This is a genomic window from Burkholderia sp. PAMC 26561 (assembly GCF_001557535.2).
Lineage (GTDB): Bacteria > Pseudomonadota > Gammaproteobacteria > Burkholderiales > Burkholderiaceae > Caballeronia.
The window spans coordinates 23,247-37,965 of record NZ_CP014315.1; the positions used below are offsets into that span (position 1 = coordinate 23,247).

The window sequence follows — 14,719 nt, forward strand, 5'->3', positions numbered from 1 at the left end:
TTCCCAGAGATTCGCGATATGCCGGCGTGGCCGCTCCTGTACGCTAAGGATGTCGGCGCTTAAGGAAACTGCATGACATACGACGCGCAAGGGCTCGTGATCTCTACAACCACCGGTGATGAAGCGGGCGATGCATACCGTTTCGCCATCGATGGATACCTGTACTACAAAGCCGACCTCGGTGCGCGTCTTGCCAAGCTGCTTGCGCAAGACCCCGGGTTCGTGATGGCCCACGTGCTGACGGGCTACTTCGCGATGATGCCGCTCAACGCTTCACATCTCGGGACCGCCCGGCAGGCGCTTGCACAAGCACAACGGTACGCCGTTCACGCGACCCATCGCGAGCGCTCGCACGTTGCGGCACTGGCGCACTGGATCGACGGTGACCTCGATCACGCCCTCTCGGTCTGGGAAGAGATTCTGGCCGCTCACCCGCGCGACCTGCTCGCCTTGCGCGTTCACCACAACACCGCGTTCTGGTACGGGCTTCCGGAACGCATGCTGCACGAAATCACCAAGGTCATGCCGTACTGGAGCGATCAGCTTCCGGGCTACACAACCGTGCTGGCTTGCAATGCGTTTGCCCACGAGGAATGCGGTCAATACAATGCCGCCGAAAAAGCCGGCTGGTCGGCAATCGAGTCGGACCCGGGCAATCTTTGGGCAACACACGCGCTGACTCACGTCATGGAGATGCAGGGACGGCGTGACGAAGGTATTGCGTTCCTGAACCAGCTCGAACCGCACTGGGAAACCGCGAACAACTTCAAGCATCACCTGTGGTGGCATCGTGCGATGTTTCATCTTGAACGGCGCGAGTTCGATCAGGTCCTGGATCTCTACAACCAGCGTTTTCGCGACCTCTCATCACCGTTGCTGCAGGCCGTCCCAGATTTGTATAACGATGTGCTGAACGCAACCTCGATGCTGTTCCGGCTGCAGCTCCACGGCATAAACGCAGGCAACCGATGGGATGAACTCGCGGATCTGGCCGAGGCCCGCATTGGCGACACGCTCGCGGCCCTGACGCTTCCGCACTGGATGTTGGCGCTGGCCGGTGCAGAGCGATGGGAGGCGGCCGAGCGTTTGCTCCGAGGGATTCGCGAAGCGGATTCAGTGCAGCGTGGCGAACGCCGGCAGATTCTCAGGGAAGCAGCCTTGCCGGTCAGTGAGGCCGTGTTGCTTCACGGGCGGCAGGAGTACGCAGCAAGTGTCGACGCGATGCTGCCTGCGCTCAGCCAAATGCAGCGGCTTGGCGGCAGTCATGCCCAGCGCGATGTCTTCGAGCAACTGTTCATTGATGCCGCCATGAAGTCCGGACGAGACGATGTTCTGCGGCTTCATCTGAATCGTGCGCTCGCGACGCATCCGGTCGGGCCGGCGGACCGGATTGGTTACGCTGCAGCGGCACGGCACGTCGGGATGACGCAGTTCAAGGTGTGAGACGGCCGCACCCCGTCTTCCACATTTCGCGTCGAACAAAAAACCCTTTGCGCAGGATTGCTCGACGCCATGAGACGTAAGCAATTAGTAATCACTGGAACGCGGGAAAACAAGTAACTGCCAGCACTAAATAGGCTCATACAGCAGCACATATAGGCTGCAGGATCGGCAAAAAATGCGCTGCAACAAAAATCCGGTTTTCTGAATGCGCCAAGAGTTCCAGACTTTCGGCCAAGCCAGTCTACAGGGCCGGTCGATCGCCTATGCTTCATTGCAGCATAAAGCCGGTTCGAAGGCGAGCGCGTAAAAACTCATCGCAGCATTTACCAGATTTCCGGACGACACATCTTTCGGTTGTCGTCTCCGCTTGTGCCCGACTACCCGTAATTTGATTTTAAGTAGTAAGCGAGGAGATATGCCGATGAGCACCCCCGACGAGCTGGCGCATGCAACACATTTTCCGGCAGAGGCCCCCACGGAGAAAAAGCGCGGCGCCATCCGTAATCGCCTGGTTCGAGGGGTAAAGCGCTTTCTTCCCGATTATGTGTTCGTCATGATCTCGCATCGCAAGAGAGTCGGGCGCTTTCCCAACCTGCGAAATCCCACGACCTTCAATGAAATCGTTCTTGATCGTTGCCTTCATCCCAAACCGGTGTGGACCACGCTGACCGACAAGCTTGCCGTTCGTGACTACGTGGCAAGCAAGGTGGGCGAAAAGCATTTGATTCCCCTCATTGCAGTGCCCGATGTTTTCACGCGGGAAGTATTCGACTCGCTTCCCGCTTCGTTCGTCATGAAAGCGAATCACGGATGCGGATTCGTGAAGGTGGTCCGGGACAAGTCCACGGTGTCGTTCGAGCAACTTAGCCATCTCGCGGATGAATGGCTGGCGACCGATTTTTATCAAGCTTCACGCGAGCGGCATTATCGGCCGATCAAGCCCCGGCTCTACTTCGAGAAGTTGTTGCTCGACAAGAGCGGCATGGTCCCCGCCGATTTGAAAATGAATATCTTCGGCCGCAAGCAAGGCGAGCCGTTCATCTATACGGGCGTGGTCTCCGACCGCTTCGGCAGTCCAAGACATGACTTCTACGACGCGCGCTGGAACCGGCTCGACTTCGAGCTGGGCGGATACCCGCGCAGCACGGTTCCTGCGCCGCCGTTGCCGAACTGGGACGAGATCGTCAGGATCGCCTCGGTCTTGTCAGAAGGGCTCGGTTATGTGCGCGTGGACCTTTATGCGCCAGACAACGAAATATTCTTCGGCGAACTGACGTTCACGCCGGGCGCTGGCGTCTCGCGTTTTACGCCCGACGATCTCGACTATGACTGGGGCCGGTTGATCAGGGAAATGCCGGCATCGTAAGTGACGAATGAAACACGAGCCCTTGAGACAGGCATAAACACCGTGGCGATCGCAAAAATAAATCCTGATAAATCGCGCGTCCATCTGGTGATCCGAATTCAGCATCGATGAGGTTGGACCATGGCAACAGGCCTGTCAGATTCAGAACGTCTGTCTCTTGAAGAAGCCTCAACCGACGAAGGCTTCTCCAGGATTCTCGGCTGGATCGAACATTTTCTATGCGCCCCTAACACCGAGCTCGGAAGGCTCGGGGACGTATGTCCGTTTGCAAAGACTGCCTTGCTGAAAAGGTCGGTCGAGTTCTACAGAAATCGTTCCAGCAGCGTTCCGGATCTCCTGGCGGACCTGGAATTGCACATGGAGGAATTCCTGCAAGCCGGCTCGACGCAGGACGTCTACCGTTGCCGGATCATCGTGCCGTGCGGAGTCGACGACATCGTAAGCGCAGTAGAATATGTGCAGAAGCAACTGAAGCCGGCGTTTGTTGAACGGCACCTGATGATTGGTCAGTTCTTTCAGGAATGCGCGGAACCTGGGCTTTGGAACAAGGAATTTCGCCCGCTGCAAGCGCCGGTTCCATTGATTGCCATCCGCAACATGGTGCCAACGGATATTGCGTTCCTGTACGACGATGAAAACTACGTGCGCGCATACCTGGAAAAATTCGGAAGGCGCGGAAGCATCGCCCTTCGCCAATTCGAGACTGCAATGGAGGCGCATAAATGAAGTCGTCGAAAGTTGATGTTTTTGCGGACCATGTCTACAGAAACAATATCTTTATCGAGAAGCTCGACTTGGGTTTCTCGCAGTTTTTCCTGAAGTCTCCGACTGGCGATACCCTCTGTATCGAGACCGGAATGCGAGGCGACTTCCCGCTGATGAAGTCGAACTTGCTGTCTGCCGGCATAGATGTCGCAACGGTCAACAGCGTCATTGTTCCTCACTTCGAAGCCGATGAAATGGGCGCCCTGCCCGACTTCATCACACTCAACAAGAATCTGGTTGCGTACGCTCATCCGATCTGCTCGCATGCGCTTGCGGACATTTTCTCCGTCAAGACAAAACCTTTGAAGGACGAAGTCCCGATCACCATCAGCGGTGAAGTACTCGTTCCGATTTTCGCGAAGCACGTTCACCAGTGGGACGCGCTGGTCATCTACGTTCCTCGGCTCAAGGCGCTTTTCTCATCCGACGTCTTCATGCGGTACGGACCCGTGGAAGAACGCCCGGGCGACCCCGTGCAGGAGATCGTGGCGTCGATAGAAAACTCCGGATACCTTCCGTCCATCGAATACTTGCATGCTGCATTGGAAAAGATCAAGAAATACGACATTGAATGGATCTTCCCCATGCACGGCCCCGCCATTCACAATAACGTCGCGGCAACCATCGACGGTCTCATTGAGTACTGCCTCAAGGACCGGCATAAGGAAACGGTTGAAGGGTAAAGCGCAGCCGGTTCACTGCGAGAGTTCCTCCAGGCTGCGGTTGAGCGTACGCGGACCAAACACGCCGACCGCCGTGATCATCACGAGCATCGCCGCGCCGATAAACAACGCCACGCCCATCGTGCCGCCCTCGCGCAGGAAAAAGCCGATCAGCAAACCTGCGAGCGCGGCGCTGACGCGGCTCCATGAATAGACAAAGCCGATCGCCCGGGCACGTATGCGAGTGGGATATTGCTCCGCCTGGAAACCATGGAAGACAAACGAGATCCAGTTGTTGAAGAGCGTCACCAGCACGCCGAACACGATGATCCAGAGCGGATCGGTCTGCTTCGCAAAGAACATCATGAAGATGCCGATCCCCACGCCCGCGCTGACGATCTGCCACTTGCGCTCCATCTTGTCCGCGATCCAGATGCCGAGCAACGGACCCACCGGATTGGCAAGCGCAATGATGAATGCGTACTGAAGGCTCGCGGTGACGTGAATGCCCTTCGATATCAGCAATGTCGGCACCCACGCGCCAAAGCCGTAGAACGCAATGGTCTGCGTCAGGTTGAAAACAGACAGGACGAGCGTGCGTTTGCCATAAGGCGGCTTGAACAGTTCGGAGAATTTTCCGTCGCCAACGACAGGCTCCGAGCGCTGTGCGGGCGGCAGCTTCGCCATGCCGGCTTCGCGCGCAATCTTCGTCTCCAGGTCACGCATGATGCGTTCGGCCTCGCCCTCATGTCCATGCAGCGACAGCCAGCGCGGGCTTTCGGGCAGCCCGAGCCGCAGCCACCAAGCGGCAATGGCGCCGACCGAAGCGATCGCCGCAACCCAGCGCCATCCATCGATACCAAACGGACTGATCGGCACCAGCAGCCAGCCGAGCAGCGCCACCACCGGCACGATCAGGAACTCGATGAACTGGTAGAACGCAAAGGCCTTGCCGCGTCCCTGCGGCGGCACGAGCTCGGTCAGGAACGTATCGATCGTCACCTGTTCCAGCCCGACGCCGATCGCCGCGACAAAGCGGCAGATATCGACGCCCGCGGCATGCGTCTGGCACGCCATCACGGCGGTCGCGAGCGAATACCAGATGAGCGAGAAGGTGAACATTGAGCGGCGTCCAAGCCGGTCCGCTATCGACCCGAAGACCATGCAGCCAAGCCACATGCCGGCAAACGTACAGAAGACAAAGAAACCGATACCGTTGATGCCGAAGAAGCCGACCGAGCCGCTGCTGAACATGCCGCTCCTGACGAGCCCCGGCGCAATGTAGGCTGTCATGAAGAGGTCGTACAGCTCGAAGACGCCGCCAAGCGAGATCAGGAACACCAGCCGCCAGAGGGTGCGCGTGAACGGCAGCCGGTCGAGCCGCGCCGCCACCTGGCCGGCGTACGTGTCCGCGACGGCGATCGTCGTATCGGCATAGATATCTGTCATCTTCGTCTCCACATGGCGTGCATTTTGCCGCCATGATCTATTTTTTGAGGCGGCGCCGGCATGGCTGCGCCGGTGTACTACGTGTTCATCGGCCCAGCGCGGCCAGTACTGCTTCGCCCATCTCTCGCGTGCCGACTCTCTTCGTGCCCGGCTGATGGATGTCCGCGGTACGGTAGCCATCGGCAAGAACCGAACTCACAGCGCGGCGAATGCGGTCGCCCGCTTCGGGCAGGTCGAACGAAAGACGCATCATCATCTCGACCGAGAGGATCGCGGCCAGCGGATTCGCGATGTCCATCCCCGCAATGTCAGGCGCCGTGCCGTGTACCGGTTCGTACAAACCAAGCCGCCCGCTTGCAAGTGAAGCCGAAGGCAACATGCCGATGGAACCCGTCAGCATGGCGGCCGCGTCCGAGAGAATGTCGCCAAAGACGTTGCCCGTCACGATCACGTCAAACTGACGCGGGTTGCGCATCAGCATCATCGCGGCTGCATCCACGAAGGTGTGTGTCAGTTCCACGTCGGGATATTCCCGGCCGACTTCCGTCATGACCTCGCGCCAGAGCTGCATGGTTTCGAGAACGTTGGCCTTGTCGACGGAGCAGACCTTGCGGTTACGCGTTCGCGCCACACGAAAGGCTGCGTGCCCGATACGGCGCACTTCGGATTCGGTATATCGCATGGTGTTGACGCCGACCCGTTCGCCGTTCTCTATTGTTACGCCGCGCGGTTCGCCAAAGTAGAGGTCGCCGGTCAGCTCGCGCAGGATCATGATGTCGAGGCCATCGACAATCTCGCGCTTGAGGCTCGAGGCATCGGCGAGTTCCGGGAAGAGAAACGCGGGGCGAAAGTTGGCAAAGAGACCCAGCGCCTTTCGCAGACGCAAAAGGCTCGCGCCCGGGCGCATGTCGAAGGGAATCTTCTCGTCGCCCGGTTCGCCTGCGGCGCCGAACAGGATCGCGTCGGACTTGCGCGCGATGTCGAGCGTCGCCGCCGGCAGCGGATCGCCCGCTGCTTCCACGCCCGCGCCGCCTATGGGCGCATGGCTGATTTCAAGCGCCGCGCTTTTTGGCACGACCGCCTGCAGAACCTTGAGCGCCTCCGCCGTGACTTCCTTGCCGATCCCATCGCCCGCCAGTACAGCAACTTTCATTTCCGGTCCTTTACATGAACGTGATTGAATATCGCGGCGGCACTCAGTACGCGTAGTTGCGCTCGAATGCCTCGATCCGGTCGAGCTGAGTGAGGGTGTAGCCGAGTTCGTCGAGACCTTCCTTCAGGCAACGCTTCTGATAGGCATCGATACTGAATGTATGCGATACACCGTCCGGCGTGGACACGGTTTGCGCATCGAGATCGACGGTTACGTGCAAGCCCGGACTTGCCTCGATCTTGCCGATCATTTCGTCGACGACATCGGCGGCGAGCAGCACGATCAACAGTCCGTTCTTCGATGCATTCGACGCAAAGATGTCCCCCACGCTAGGCGCAATCACCGCGCGCACGCCGTAGTCGTACAGCGCCCAGACCGCGTGCTCGCGCGACGAGCCGCACGCGAAGTTCTCCTTCGCGACCACGATCCTCGCCGGCTGATACGCGGGCAGATTGAGCAGGAAGCCGGCTTTTTCAGAACCGTCCGCGTGGTATCGAAGGTCGCGGAAAAGGTAATTGCCAAAATTGTCTGAGCGCGGTTTCTGCAGGTATCGTGCAGGCACGATCTGATCGGTGTCGCAGTTCGGGCGCGCAACCGGCAGTGCGACCGCATCGAGATGAGCGAAGGCTTCCATCAGATTTCCCCGGCAAGCATGGGCCGCACGTCGGTGAGACGCCCGCTCAACGCGGCGGCGGCGACCATCGCGGGGCTCATCAGGTGAGTGCGCGAACCGGGACCTTGCCGGCCGACGAAATTGCGATTGGTGGTCGAGGCGCTGCGCTGCCCCGGCGCAACGGTGTCGCCATTGGTGCCGAGGCACATCGAGCAACCGGCTTCGCGCCACTGGAAACCGGCGTCCTTGAAGATCCGGTCGAGACCCAGCGCTTCCGCTTCCTGTTTGACGAGGCCCGAGCCCGGCACCACCCACGCTTCGACCGATTGCGCGACCTTGCGGCCCTTGACCACGGCGGCAGCCGCCTGCAGATCCTCGATGCGGCCATTCGTACACGAGCCTATGAATGCGCGGTCAATGGTCAGGCCATCGAGCGTCATACCGGGAGTAAGGCCCATGTAATCCATGGTGCGCTGCATCGCGGCGCGCTTCTCGGCATTAGGCGCGTCTGCGGGATCGGGCACGCGGGCATCTATGGGCAGCGCGTCTTCCGGACTGTTGCCCCAGGTGACCATGGGTTGCAAGGTGCTGACATCGAGCGTGATCTCCTTGTCGTACGATGCCCCTGCGTCCGATGCAAGCCCGCGCCAGCGCGCCACCTCCTCGTCCCAGCGCGCGCCTTGCGGCGCAAACGGCTTGCCTGCGAGATAGTGGAACGTGGTGTCGTCGGGGGCCATCATGCCGGCGCGACCGCCTGCTTCTATCGACATGTTGCAGATGGTGAAGCGGCCTTCCATCGACAAACTTTCAATGACCGGCCCCGCGTATTCGATCACATGGCCGGTCGCGCCGCCCGCGCCGATCCTTGCGATGATCGCGAGAATTACATCCTTCGCGCCGACGCCCCCAGGCAGCGTACCCTCGAGCGCAATGCGCAGCGCCTTCGGTTTGCGCTGCCACAAGGTCTGCGTTGCGAGCACATGCGCCACCTCCGTCGCGCCAATGCCGAACGCCAGTGCGCCGACTGCGCCATGCGTGGACGTATGACTGTCGCCGCACACGATCAGCATGCCGGGGCGGCTCAGGCCCTGTTCGGGGGCGACGACATGGACGATTCCCTGGCGCACGTCATCGAGGCCGAAGAAGGTGATGCCGAGACTTTTGGTGTCGTCGCGCAGCGCGTTGGCCATTGCGCGCTTCTCGGGGTCGGTTATGCTCGCAAGATCGCGGCTGCCGGTGGGCACGTAATGATCGGGGTGGCGAATCCGCGTTGTGGCGCGTGCGCTTTCAGGCCGCGCTGGCGCAGCATTTCGAACGCGGGCGCCGATCCGTCCTGAAGGAAATGACTGTCGACGTAAAGCAGGCTCTGGCCGTCTTCACGCTCGAGGACGTGATGCTGGCTCCAGATCTTGTCGAATAGCGTTCTTGGCGCCGGGGGAGTTTGGTTCACTGCGTTGTCTCCGTCTTTACCAGCGTTGTCTTCAGCGCTGTTGAGACGATGATAGGCAGTTCTGTCTCCCGTGCAACGATCGATATATCATGGGCGGCATGAGAAAATCTCATGCGAAATATGCGACGAAAACTTCCTCCTCTCAATGCATTGCGCGCCTTCGAAGCCTCCGGGCGCTACCTGAGTTTCACCGGCGCGGCGAAGGAACTTCTCGTGACACAAGGCGCGATCAGCCGCCATGTGTCGCTGCTGGAGGACTGGCTCGGGGTGAAGCTTTTCTTGCGCACGCATCGGGGCATACAACTTACCCGTAAGGGCGAAACCTATATCCGTGCGCTGAGCAGCGTGTTCGACCAGATCGACTACGCGACGCGAGAAGCGCGTGACGACGCGGACGGTTCGGTCTTGCGGCTGAAGTTGCCGCCCACCTTCGCCATGCGCTGGCTGGTCCCGCGCCTCACGCGATTCAAGTCGCTGCATCCGAAGATCGATATTCAGGTCGTCACCTCTCACGAGCCCGCGAATTTCCGGCGTGAGGATATCGATGTCTCCGTGCATTCCCATCCTTTTCCTCCCGAGGGCGCGGGTCACCGCCGGTTGCTGGGCGAAGTGCTGATGCCGGTGTGCAGTCCATCCTTGCTCGAACGCGGACCTGCGTTGCGAACCCCCAGGGATCTTGCGCATCACACGCTGCTTTCATCGAGGAATCGTCCGATGGACTGGTCGCGCTGGATGATCGAAGCCGGGATGACGGAGCTGGAAAGCGAGGGGCACATTGATTTCGATAACGCGGCGCTCGCATATCAGGGCGCCATAGATGACCTGGGCGTGATGATTGCGGTGCGCGCGTTGATAGAGGATGACTTGCGTAGCGGACGGCTGGTCTCACCGTTTGATCTGCAGGTTTCCACGCCAGGGGCGTATTACCTCGCGTGCTCGCAGGTTGGAGCGAAGTCGCCGCAACTCGAGGCGTTTGAAGCGTGGCTGGTTTGGGAAGCCGTGGACTATGAGCGCGGCTTGTCGGCCCCGGCCATCACCGGTTTACCCCCGCCACAATGAACTCCCTCAACCATCGATGCGCGGCGTCCCTGTGCGACCGCTCATGCCAGAGCATGGCCAGGTCGTAGCCGGGAACATCGACGGGTGCTTCGACCACGCGCAGCGTGCTGACGTTGCGGACCAGCCGCGACGGCATCATCGCGACAAGGTCCGTGCTCGCCAGCACCTGCATCATGAACAAGAAATGCGGTACGGAAAGCACGACCCGGCGCGTCAGGCCGGCGTCGGCAAGCGCCTCGTCCGTGATACCGCGAAACCCGCCGCCATCCGTCGATACGATCACATGCTCGAGCGCGCAAAATTGCGCGAGCGTCGGCCGGCGCTTCAAACGCGGATGACCCGCACGTCCGGCCAGCACGTATCGCTCGGTGAAAAGCACCCGCCTGTGCAGGCCTTCCGGCGCGCCATCGCTGGTATGAAACGCGAGGTCGATCTCTCCGCGTTCCGCTTGCCGCGCAATCCGCGACGGTGACATTTCCATGATTGCCAGCCGTGTGCCGGGCGCAGCCGTCCGCAATCCGGCCATCGCGGGTAACAGCACTGTGGATTCGGCATAGTCGGCAGCCGCCACGCGCCAGGTGTTGCTTGCTTCGGCAGGACTGAAAGGACTCGCCGGCGATACCGCGCGCCCGAGCGCTTCGAGTGCCTGCCGCAACGGTTCGCGCAACTCGTCGGCTCTTGTCGTGGGCCGCATGCCTCGCGGTCCCGGCAACAACAGCGGATCGCCGAACACATCGCGCAACTTCGCGAGATGAACGCTCACCGACGGCTGCGAAAAGTTCAGGCGCTCTGCTGTGCGCGTCACGTTGTGCTCCGAAAGCAGGACGTCGAGCGTCAGCAAGAGGTTCAGATCGAGACGCCTGAGATCATTCATGGCAATACCTGGCATGTTGGATATTCATTTCCACTATACCGGACGACGGTCTACGCTGCTTCTTTCAGCACTGAAGGGTCGAACCATGAACGTTCTTATTGTCTATGCACATCCCGAACCAAAGTCACTGAATGGTTCGCTGAAGGATTTCGCGGTCACACGCTTGGAGAATGCAGGTCACGCAGTGAAGGTATCGGACCTGTATGCAATGAAATGGAAAGCATCGCTCGACGCCAGCGACAGCATGGACGGGCAAGCCTCCGAACGTTTCGACCCCGCGCTCGACTCGAAGCTCGCATTCGAGAACGGCCGCCAGACCAGGGACATCGCAGAGGAACAAGACAAGTTGCGCTGGGCGGATGCCGTCATCCTGCAGTTTCCACTGTGGTGGTTCTCCATGCCGGCAATCCTGAAAGGCTGGGTGGAACGCGTCTACGCTTACGGCTTTGCGTACGGCGTAGGCGAGCACTCGGACAAGCACTGGGGCGACCGTTATGGCGAAGGCACGCTGGCCGGAAAACGGGCAATGCTGATGGTGACTACGGGCGGCTGGGAATCTCACTACGCGGCACGCGGCATCAATGGTCCGATAGACGACCTCCTGTTCCCCATCCAGCATGGGATTCTCTATTACCCGGGCTTCGATGTGCTGCCGCCCTTCGTGATTTATCGGACGGGGAAAGTGGACGAGGCGCGATTCGCGAAAGCGCTCGATGCACTCGGACAACGTCTCGATGCCCTTTGGACCGCCAAGCCGATTGCGTATCGCCGGCAAAACGCCGGGGCGTACGACATTCCCGAACTCACATTACGCGCCGATATGGCGCCGGGCCAGGCGGGTTTCGGCGTGCACATCGAGTAAGCTTTCAATGTCACGCGTGGTCAAGGAACCCCATCAGCTTCAACGCGTTCCGTTGTCCCTGGTCTTCGTAATTGGTGTTGAAGATCACGTGGGTCATCTCCACGGCTTTCGAGATCTCGATGATCTGGCTCGCGATGGGATCGAGTTCTTCGTCGTTGTACTCGTAGTGAAATCTCGACGACGACGCCACCGCCCCCTTGATATTCCACGTCTCGTGATTGCGCCCGTGCAGACGGATCAATGCGAGCCCCGGGTGTGTTGTTTCCCAGATGGCCGGAATGCTGTTGCTGAATCCCTGCGGTTCGTCGACCACCACGTTCACCAGTCCGCGCTCGCGCTCCATGGCGAGCGTGGAGTCGCGGCGCTTTGCATCGAACCATGTCTGATTGCGGAATTCGACCGCCATGGTGCAGCCGTCCATGGCGCTCATGACGTCCGCACAATGTTCGACATGGCGGATGCCATGCGGATTGCAGATCACCCACGGCGCAAACTGGAAGTGCACCGCGCCGAGCTTGCCCGAAGCACGTAGTGGTTCAATGGCTTCGAAATACCGGCACCACAATTCCTGCTGCATTTCCGCCGATAAATCCTTGTAGTACAAGCTCGTTTTGCCATTCTGCGGCAGGTGCGGCTGCATGTCGGCGGGAAACATGTCGCGCGCAGTCTGATGACCGGTGAACAACCGGAACGCCTTGATGTTGAACACGAATTCCGGCGACGTTCGCTCAGCCCATAGCACCGAATTTGTCGCGTTTGGCATAGCGTAGTAACTCGAATCCACTTCCACGATAGGAAAAATGGACGCGTAATGGCGCAAGCGCGCTTCCGCGCTCGAACACCCCGGCGGATAAAAACGCTTGCACTTGATGAGCGTGGGATCCGTCCATGACGCCGTGCCGACCAGGATGCTCACCGCACGTGTCCTCTTTAATTTGTTGATCGCATATTGGCGTTGGCGCCAACACCAATTGTTTCCGATGGAATCAGAATACAAATAAAATACTGTACATCCATACAGTATCAATTGGCAAGTTGGTCTGTGGAAAACTCGAAGCCAAGCACTTCGGTCTGGAGGGAACGGCTTCGATTAGCGTGCGTAGCGTGTCCGCCCGCTCCACCATTCAATAAGTCAGGCCGAGACTCACCGTCCAGCCGCTGACGTGGGGACCAACCAGATACGCCCCGCCCACGCGCACGTGTTTGGCCTGAGCGTCGTCTCTTGAGATGGGAAGGTCGAATCCACCGCCGATGTTCGCCAACGTCGAAAACCCGAGCGCGCTGTGATTGGCCCCGAAGAATCCGCCGTATCCCGCATTGACGACATAATTCAGCGGGCGGGCAAATAGCTGAGCGCCGGTCGGTCCTGTGTAAGCCGACTGGATCGACCATGAACCGGCCGTTTCCCTGAATCGCAACAAGGGATCCGACTCGTCAAAGCTGGAGATCCACGACCACGCGATATGCCCGCGAATCGTCAGCGTCTGTGCTGACGCTATGTTCGTCGTCCATTCGAGCGCGGCGTTCGGCGTGACCAGCCACGCATTCTCGTGCCAGTTGAACAACGGCCCGTCGGTGAGAGGTTTAAGGCCGGCGGCCGCACCCTTATACGAAGCGTCATTGAGCAACCTGGCCATGCTCAGGTCCAGGCCGGGCTCGAATGTGAATCCATATCCGAGTTTGCTTTTCAGGAACAGACCGCCCGTTGCGCTGAAGGCCGACCACTTGCTCGCGACACTGCCCGGCGCGCCGTCCAGGCCGCCAATCGCGAGTTCGTCCTTTTCGCGAAAGTAACCACCGGAAACCCGCCAGCCAATACTGTTTTGATCGGAGAAGGTAAGCAGACTACCCTCATAGGGAATTCGCGTGATGGTGAATGAATGGGGAGCGACACCATTCGAGATGTCGAGGTGTGCGGAGCTGATGTCCGGGGATGCGGTCAAGTTCAGGATTTGCGAATAACCTGACCCGAGACGCGCAGCGCCGATGAGATCGCGGCTGGATTGCGCAACGGCATATGCCGCGTGTGTGACGATCGAAAGAACGACAAAGAACCGGACCACAAGGACCGGCGCAAGGTTACGGTGGTTTCGGGCCGAAGATCGCATGCGGGTTCTCTCCGTATGGCGAGACATACCCGCCAGGAAAGCAATTTACCGCACGCGAGTCCGGGGTGGTTTGTCTTGAACCGCTTATCTCGATCCACTTTCAGTCGAGGTACTTCCCCGAACCAGGGGCTATCGCCCGATGAATCACCACGGGATCGTCACATCGTTCCATCGTGTGAACGTTCCTGTCGGGCTGTCCGCATCCAGCATTGCAACGCGGACCACCTCGCGCGCCCCTTCCTCGACAGTATCGGTGCCCGCATAGCCGTTGAGGTTCGTCTTGGTAAAACCTGGAGAAACGGCGTGGACCTTGATGCCCTCCTGCTCCAGTTCGATAGCCATGGCGACCGTCAAGGCATTGAGCGCCGTCTTGGACGCGGGGTAGACGGGCCCAAAGATCCCGCGATACGGGAAAGCCGGGTCCAGATTCGTCGTCAACGACCCGACGCCGCTCGATACGTTGATGATGCGGGCACCCGGCGTCTTGCGCAAAATTGGCAGCATGGCCTGATACACGGCAAGCACACCGAAGACATTGGTGTCCCACACTGCGCGCATTTCATCGAGAGATACATTGCTCGGTCGTGTCGTGCTCGAATACTCCTCGACGGTCTGCCCGGGCTGCTTCTTCGTGTTCGAAACGGCCGCATTCTGGATGAGCAGATCGAGGCGGCCAAATTCATTCCGAACCCGCTCGGCAGCGGATGCGATCGAAGCATGATCCGTCACGTCGAGTTGAAGCGCGACAGCGCCGGCACCCACTTCGCTGGCCGCCACCTCACCGCGTTCAGGGTTGCGCGATCCGACCAGCACCGTCAGACCGCGCGCCACGAGTTCCTTCGCGATCTGAAGACCGATTCCCTGATTGGCCCCGGTCACAAGAGCAACGCGTTTGTCATGCATGGCAATCTCCTT

At 59.7% G+C, this 14,719-nt stretch carries 13 protein-coding genes and 1 pseudogene; 6 read left to right on the plus strand and 8 right to left on the minus strand.

All coding sequences use genetic code 11. The annotated features are described in order from the left end of the window. The first annotated feature begins 72 nt into the window (after positions 1–72). The 4 genes from AXG89_RS34730 (at position 73) to AXG89_RS34745 (ending at position 4,257) form a co-directional block, all read left to right on the plus strand. Positions 73–1,443: a tetratricopeptide repeat protein gene (locus AXG89_RS34730; RefSeq protein WP_075358021.1), complete on the plus strand. Its 1,371-nt coding sequence runs from the start codon at positions 73–75 to the stop codon at positions 1,441–1,443. A 421-nt stretch (positions 1,444–1,864) separates the two neighbouring features. Then, positions 1,865–2,809 (plus strand): ATP-grasp fold amidoligase family protein, encoded by a 945-nt coding sequence (locus tag AXG89_RS34735; protein ID WP_075358170.1) that lies wholly within the window; start codon positions 1,865–1,867, stop codon positions 2,807–2,809. Between the two features lie 120 nt (positions 2,810–2,929). Further along, positions 2,930–3,535 (plus strand): DUF6875 domain-containing protein, encoded by a 606-nt coding sequence (locus tag AXG89_RS34740; protein ID WP_075358022.1) that lies wholly within the window; start codon positions 2,930–2,932, stop codon positions 3,533–3,535. Further along, positions 3,532–4,257 carry an MBL fold metallo-hydrolase gene (locus tag AXG89_RS34745; protein WP_075358023.1) on the plus strand — a complete coding sequence of 242 codons (726 nt, stop codon included), beginning with the start codon at positions 3,532–3,534 and terminating at the stop codon, positions 4,255–4,257. Before AXG89_RS34740 ends, AXG89_RS34745 begins: the two co-directional genes overlap by 4 nt. A 12-nt stretch (positions 4,258–4,269) precedes the next feature. Here the strand turns inward: AXG89_RS34745 and AXG89_RS34750 are convergent, their stop codons facing one another. The 4 genes and pseudogenes from AXG89_RS34750 to leuC form a co-directional block, all read right to left on the minus strand. Beyond that, positions 4,270–5,685 carry an MFS transporter gene (locus AXG89_RS34750; RefSeq protein ID WP_062002310.1) on the minus strand — a complete coding sequence of 472 codons (1,416 nt, stop codon included), beginning with the start codon at positions 5,683–5,685 and terminating at the stop codon, positions 4,270–4,272. Between the two features lie 85 nt (positions 5,686–5,770). Beyond that, positions 5,771–6,838: a 3-isopropylmalate dehydrogenase gene (gene leuB / locus AXG89_RS34755; protein WP_075358025.1), complete on the minus strand. Its 1,068-nt coding sequence runs from the start codon at positions 6,836–6,838 to the stop codon at positions 5,771–5,773. A 43-nt stretch (positions 6,839–6,881) separates the two neighbouring features. Continuing rightward, positions 6,882–7,472: a 3-isopropylmalate dehydratase small subunit gene (gene leuD, locus AXG89_RS34760; RefSeq protein WP_075358026.1), complete on the minus strand. Its 591-nt coding sequence runs from the start codon at positions 7,470–7,472 to the stop codon at positions 6,882–6,884. After that, positions 7,472–8,901: pseudogene (leuC, locus tag AXG89_RS34765) on the minus strand (3-isopropylmalate dehydratase large subunit). Before leuC ends, leuD begins: the two are co-directional and overlap by 1 nt. A 111-nt stretch (positions 8,902–9,012) precedes the next feature. Here leuC and gcvA point away from each other — a divergent pair. Further along, the gene (gene gcvA, locus AXG89_RS34770) at positions 9,013–9,960 is read left to right on the plus strand and encodes a transcriptional regulator GcvA (RefSeq protein ID WP_075358028.1); all 948 of its coding nucleotides are present in this window, start codon (positions 9,013–9,015) and stop codon (positions 9,958–9,960) included. Here gcvA and AXG89_RS34775 read toward each other — a convergent pair. Next, positions 9,935–10,834 carry a LysR family transcriptional regulator gene (locus AXG89_RS34775; protein WP_083637749.1) on the minus strand — a complete coding sequence of 300 codons (900 nt, stop codon included), beginning with the start codon at positions 10,832–10,834 and terminating at the stop codon, positions 9,935–9,937. The genes gcvA and AXG89_RS34775 overlap by 26 nt on opposite strands. Before the next feature lie 85 nt (positions 10,835–10,919). Here AXG89_RS34775 and AXG89_RS34780 point away from each other — a divergent pair, with 85 nt between their 5' ends. Then, a complete protein-coding gene (locus tag AXG89_RS34780; RefSeq protein WP_062001519.1) occupies positions 10,920–11,696 on the plus strand; it encodes an NAD(P)H-dependent oxidoreductase in 777 nt (258 codons plus the stop codon). A 10-nt stretch (positions 11,697–11,706) separates the two neighbouring features. Here the strand turns inward: AXG89_RS34780 and AXG89_RS34785 are convergent, their stop codons facing one another. From AXG89_RS34785 to AXG89_RS34795, 3 genes are all read right to left on the minus strand, one after another. Further along, positions 11,707–12,612, minus strand: coding sequence for a DUF72 domain-containing protein (locus AXG89_RS34785; RefSeq protein ID WP_075358030.1), 906 nt, complete (start codon positions 12,610–12,612; stop codon positions 11,707–11,709). A gap of 208 nt (positions 12,613–12,820) precedes the next feature. Next, the gene (locus tag AXG89_RS34790; protein ID WP_086386606.1) at positions 12,821–13,804 is read right to left on the minus strand and encodes a hypothetical protein; all 984 of its coding nucleotides are present in this window, start codon (positions 13,802–13,804) and stop codon (positions 12,821–12,823) included. 144 nt (positions 13,805–13,948) lie between these two features. Continuing rightward, positions 13,949–14,707: an SDR family NAD(P)-dependent oxidoreductase gene (locus tag AXG89_RS34795; protein ID WP_075358032.1), complete on the minus strand. Its 759-nt coding sequence runs from the start codon at positions 14,705–14,707 to the stop codon at positions 13,949–13,951. Between the last annotated feature and the right edge of the window lie 12 nt (positions 14,708–14,719).

What these genes read in the sequence shown, in the direction of transcription:
- AXG89_RS34735 (WP_075358170.1), top strand. Translation starts at nt 1,865, where the DNA reads ATGAGCACCCCCGACGAGCTGGCGCATGCAACACATTTTCCGGCAGAG.
- AXG89_RS34730 (WP_075358021.1), top strand. Translation starts at nt 73, where the DNA reads ATGACATACGACGCGCAAGGGCTCGTGATCTCTACAACCACCGGTGAT.
- AXG89_RS34750 (WP_062002310.1), bottom strand. Translation starts at nt 5,685, where the DNA reads ATGACAGATATCTATGCCGATACGACGATCGCCGTCGCGGACACGTAC.
- AXG89_RS34780 (WP_062001519.1), top strand. Translation starts at nt 10,920, where the DNA reads ATGAACGTTCTTATTGTCTATGCACATCCCGAACCAAAGTCACTGAAT.
- leuB (WP_075358025.1), bottom strand. Translation starts at nt 6,838, where the DNA reads ATGAAAGTTGCTGTACTGGCGGGCGATGGGATCGGCAAGGAAGTCACG.
- leuD (WP_075358026.1), bottom strand. Translation starts at nt 7,472, where the DNA reads ATGGAAGCCTTCGCTCATCTCGATGCGGTCGCACTGCCGGTTGCGCGC.
- AXG89_RS34740 (WP_075358022.1), top strand. Translation starts at nt 2,930, where the DNA reads ATGGCAACAGGCCTGTCAGATTCAGAACGTCTGTCTCTTGAAGAAGCC.
- AXG89_RS34775 (WP_083637749.1), bottom strand. Translation starts at nt 10,834, where the DNA reads ATGAATGATCTCAGGCGTCTCGATCTGAACCTCTTGCTGACGCTCGAC.
- AXG89_RS34745 (WP_075358023.1), top strand. Translation starts at nt 3,532, where the DNA reads ATGAAGTCGTCGAAAGTTGATGTTTTTGCGGACCATGTCTACAGAAAC.
- AXG89_RS34795 (WP_075358032.1), bottom strand. Translation starts at nt 14,707, where the DNA reads ATGCATGACAAACGCGTTGCTCTTGTGACCGGGGCCAATCAGGGAATC.
- AXG89_RS34790 (WP_086386606.1), bottom strand. Translation starts at nt 13,804, where the DNA reads ATGCGATCTTCGGCCCGAAACCACCGTAACCTTGCGCCGGTCCTTGTG.
- gcvA (WP_075358028.1), top strand. Translation starts at nt 9,013, where the DNA reads ATGCGAAATATGCGACGAAAACTTCCTCCTCTCAATGCATTGCGCGCC.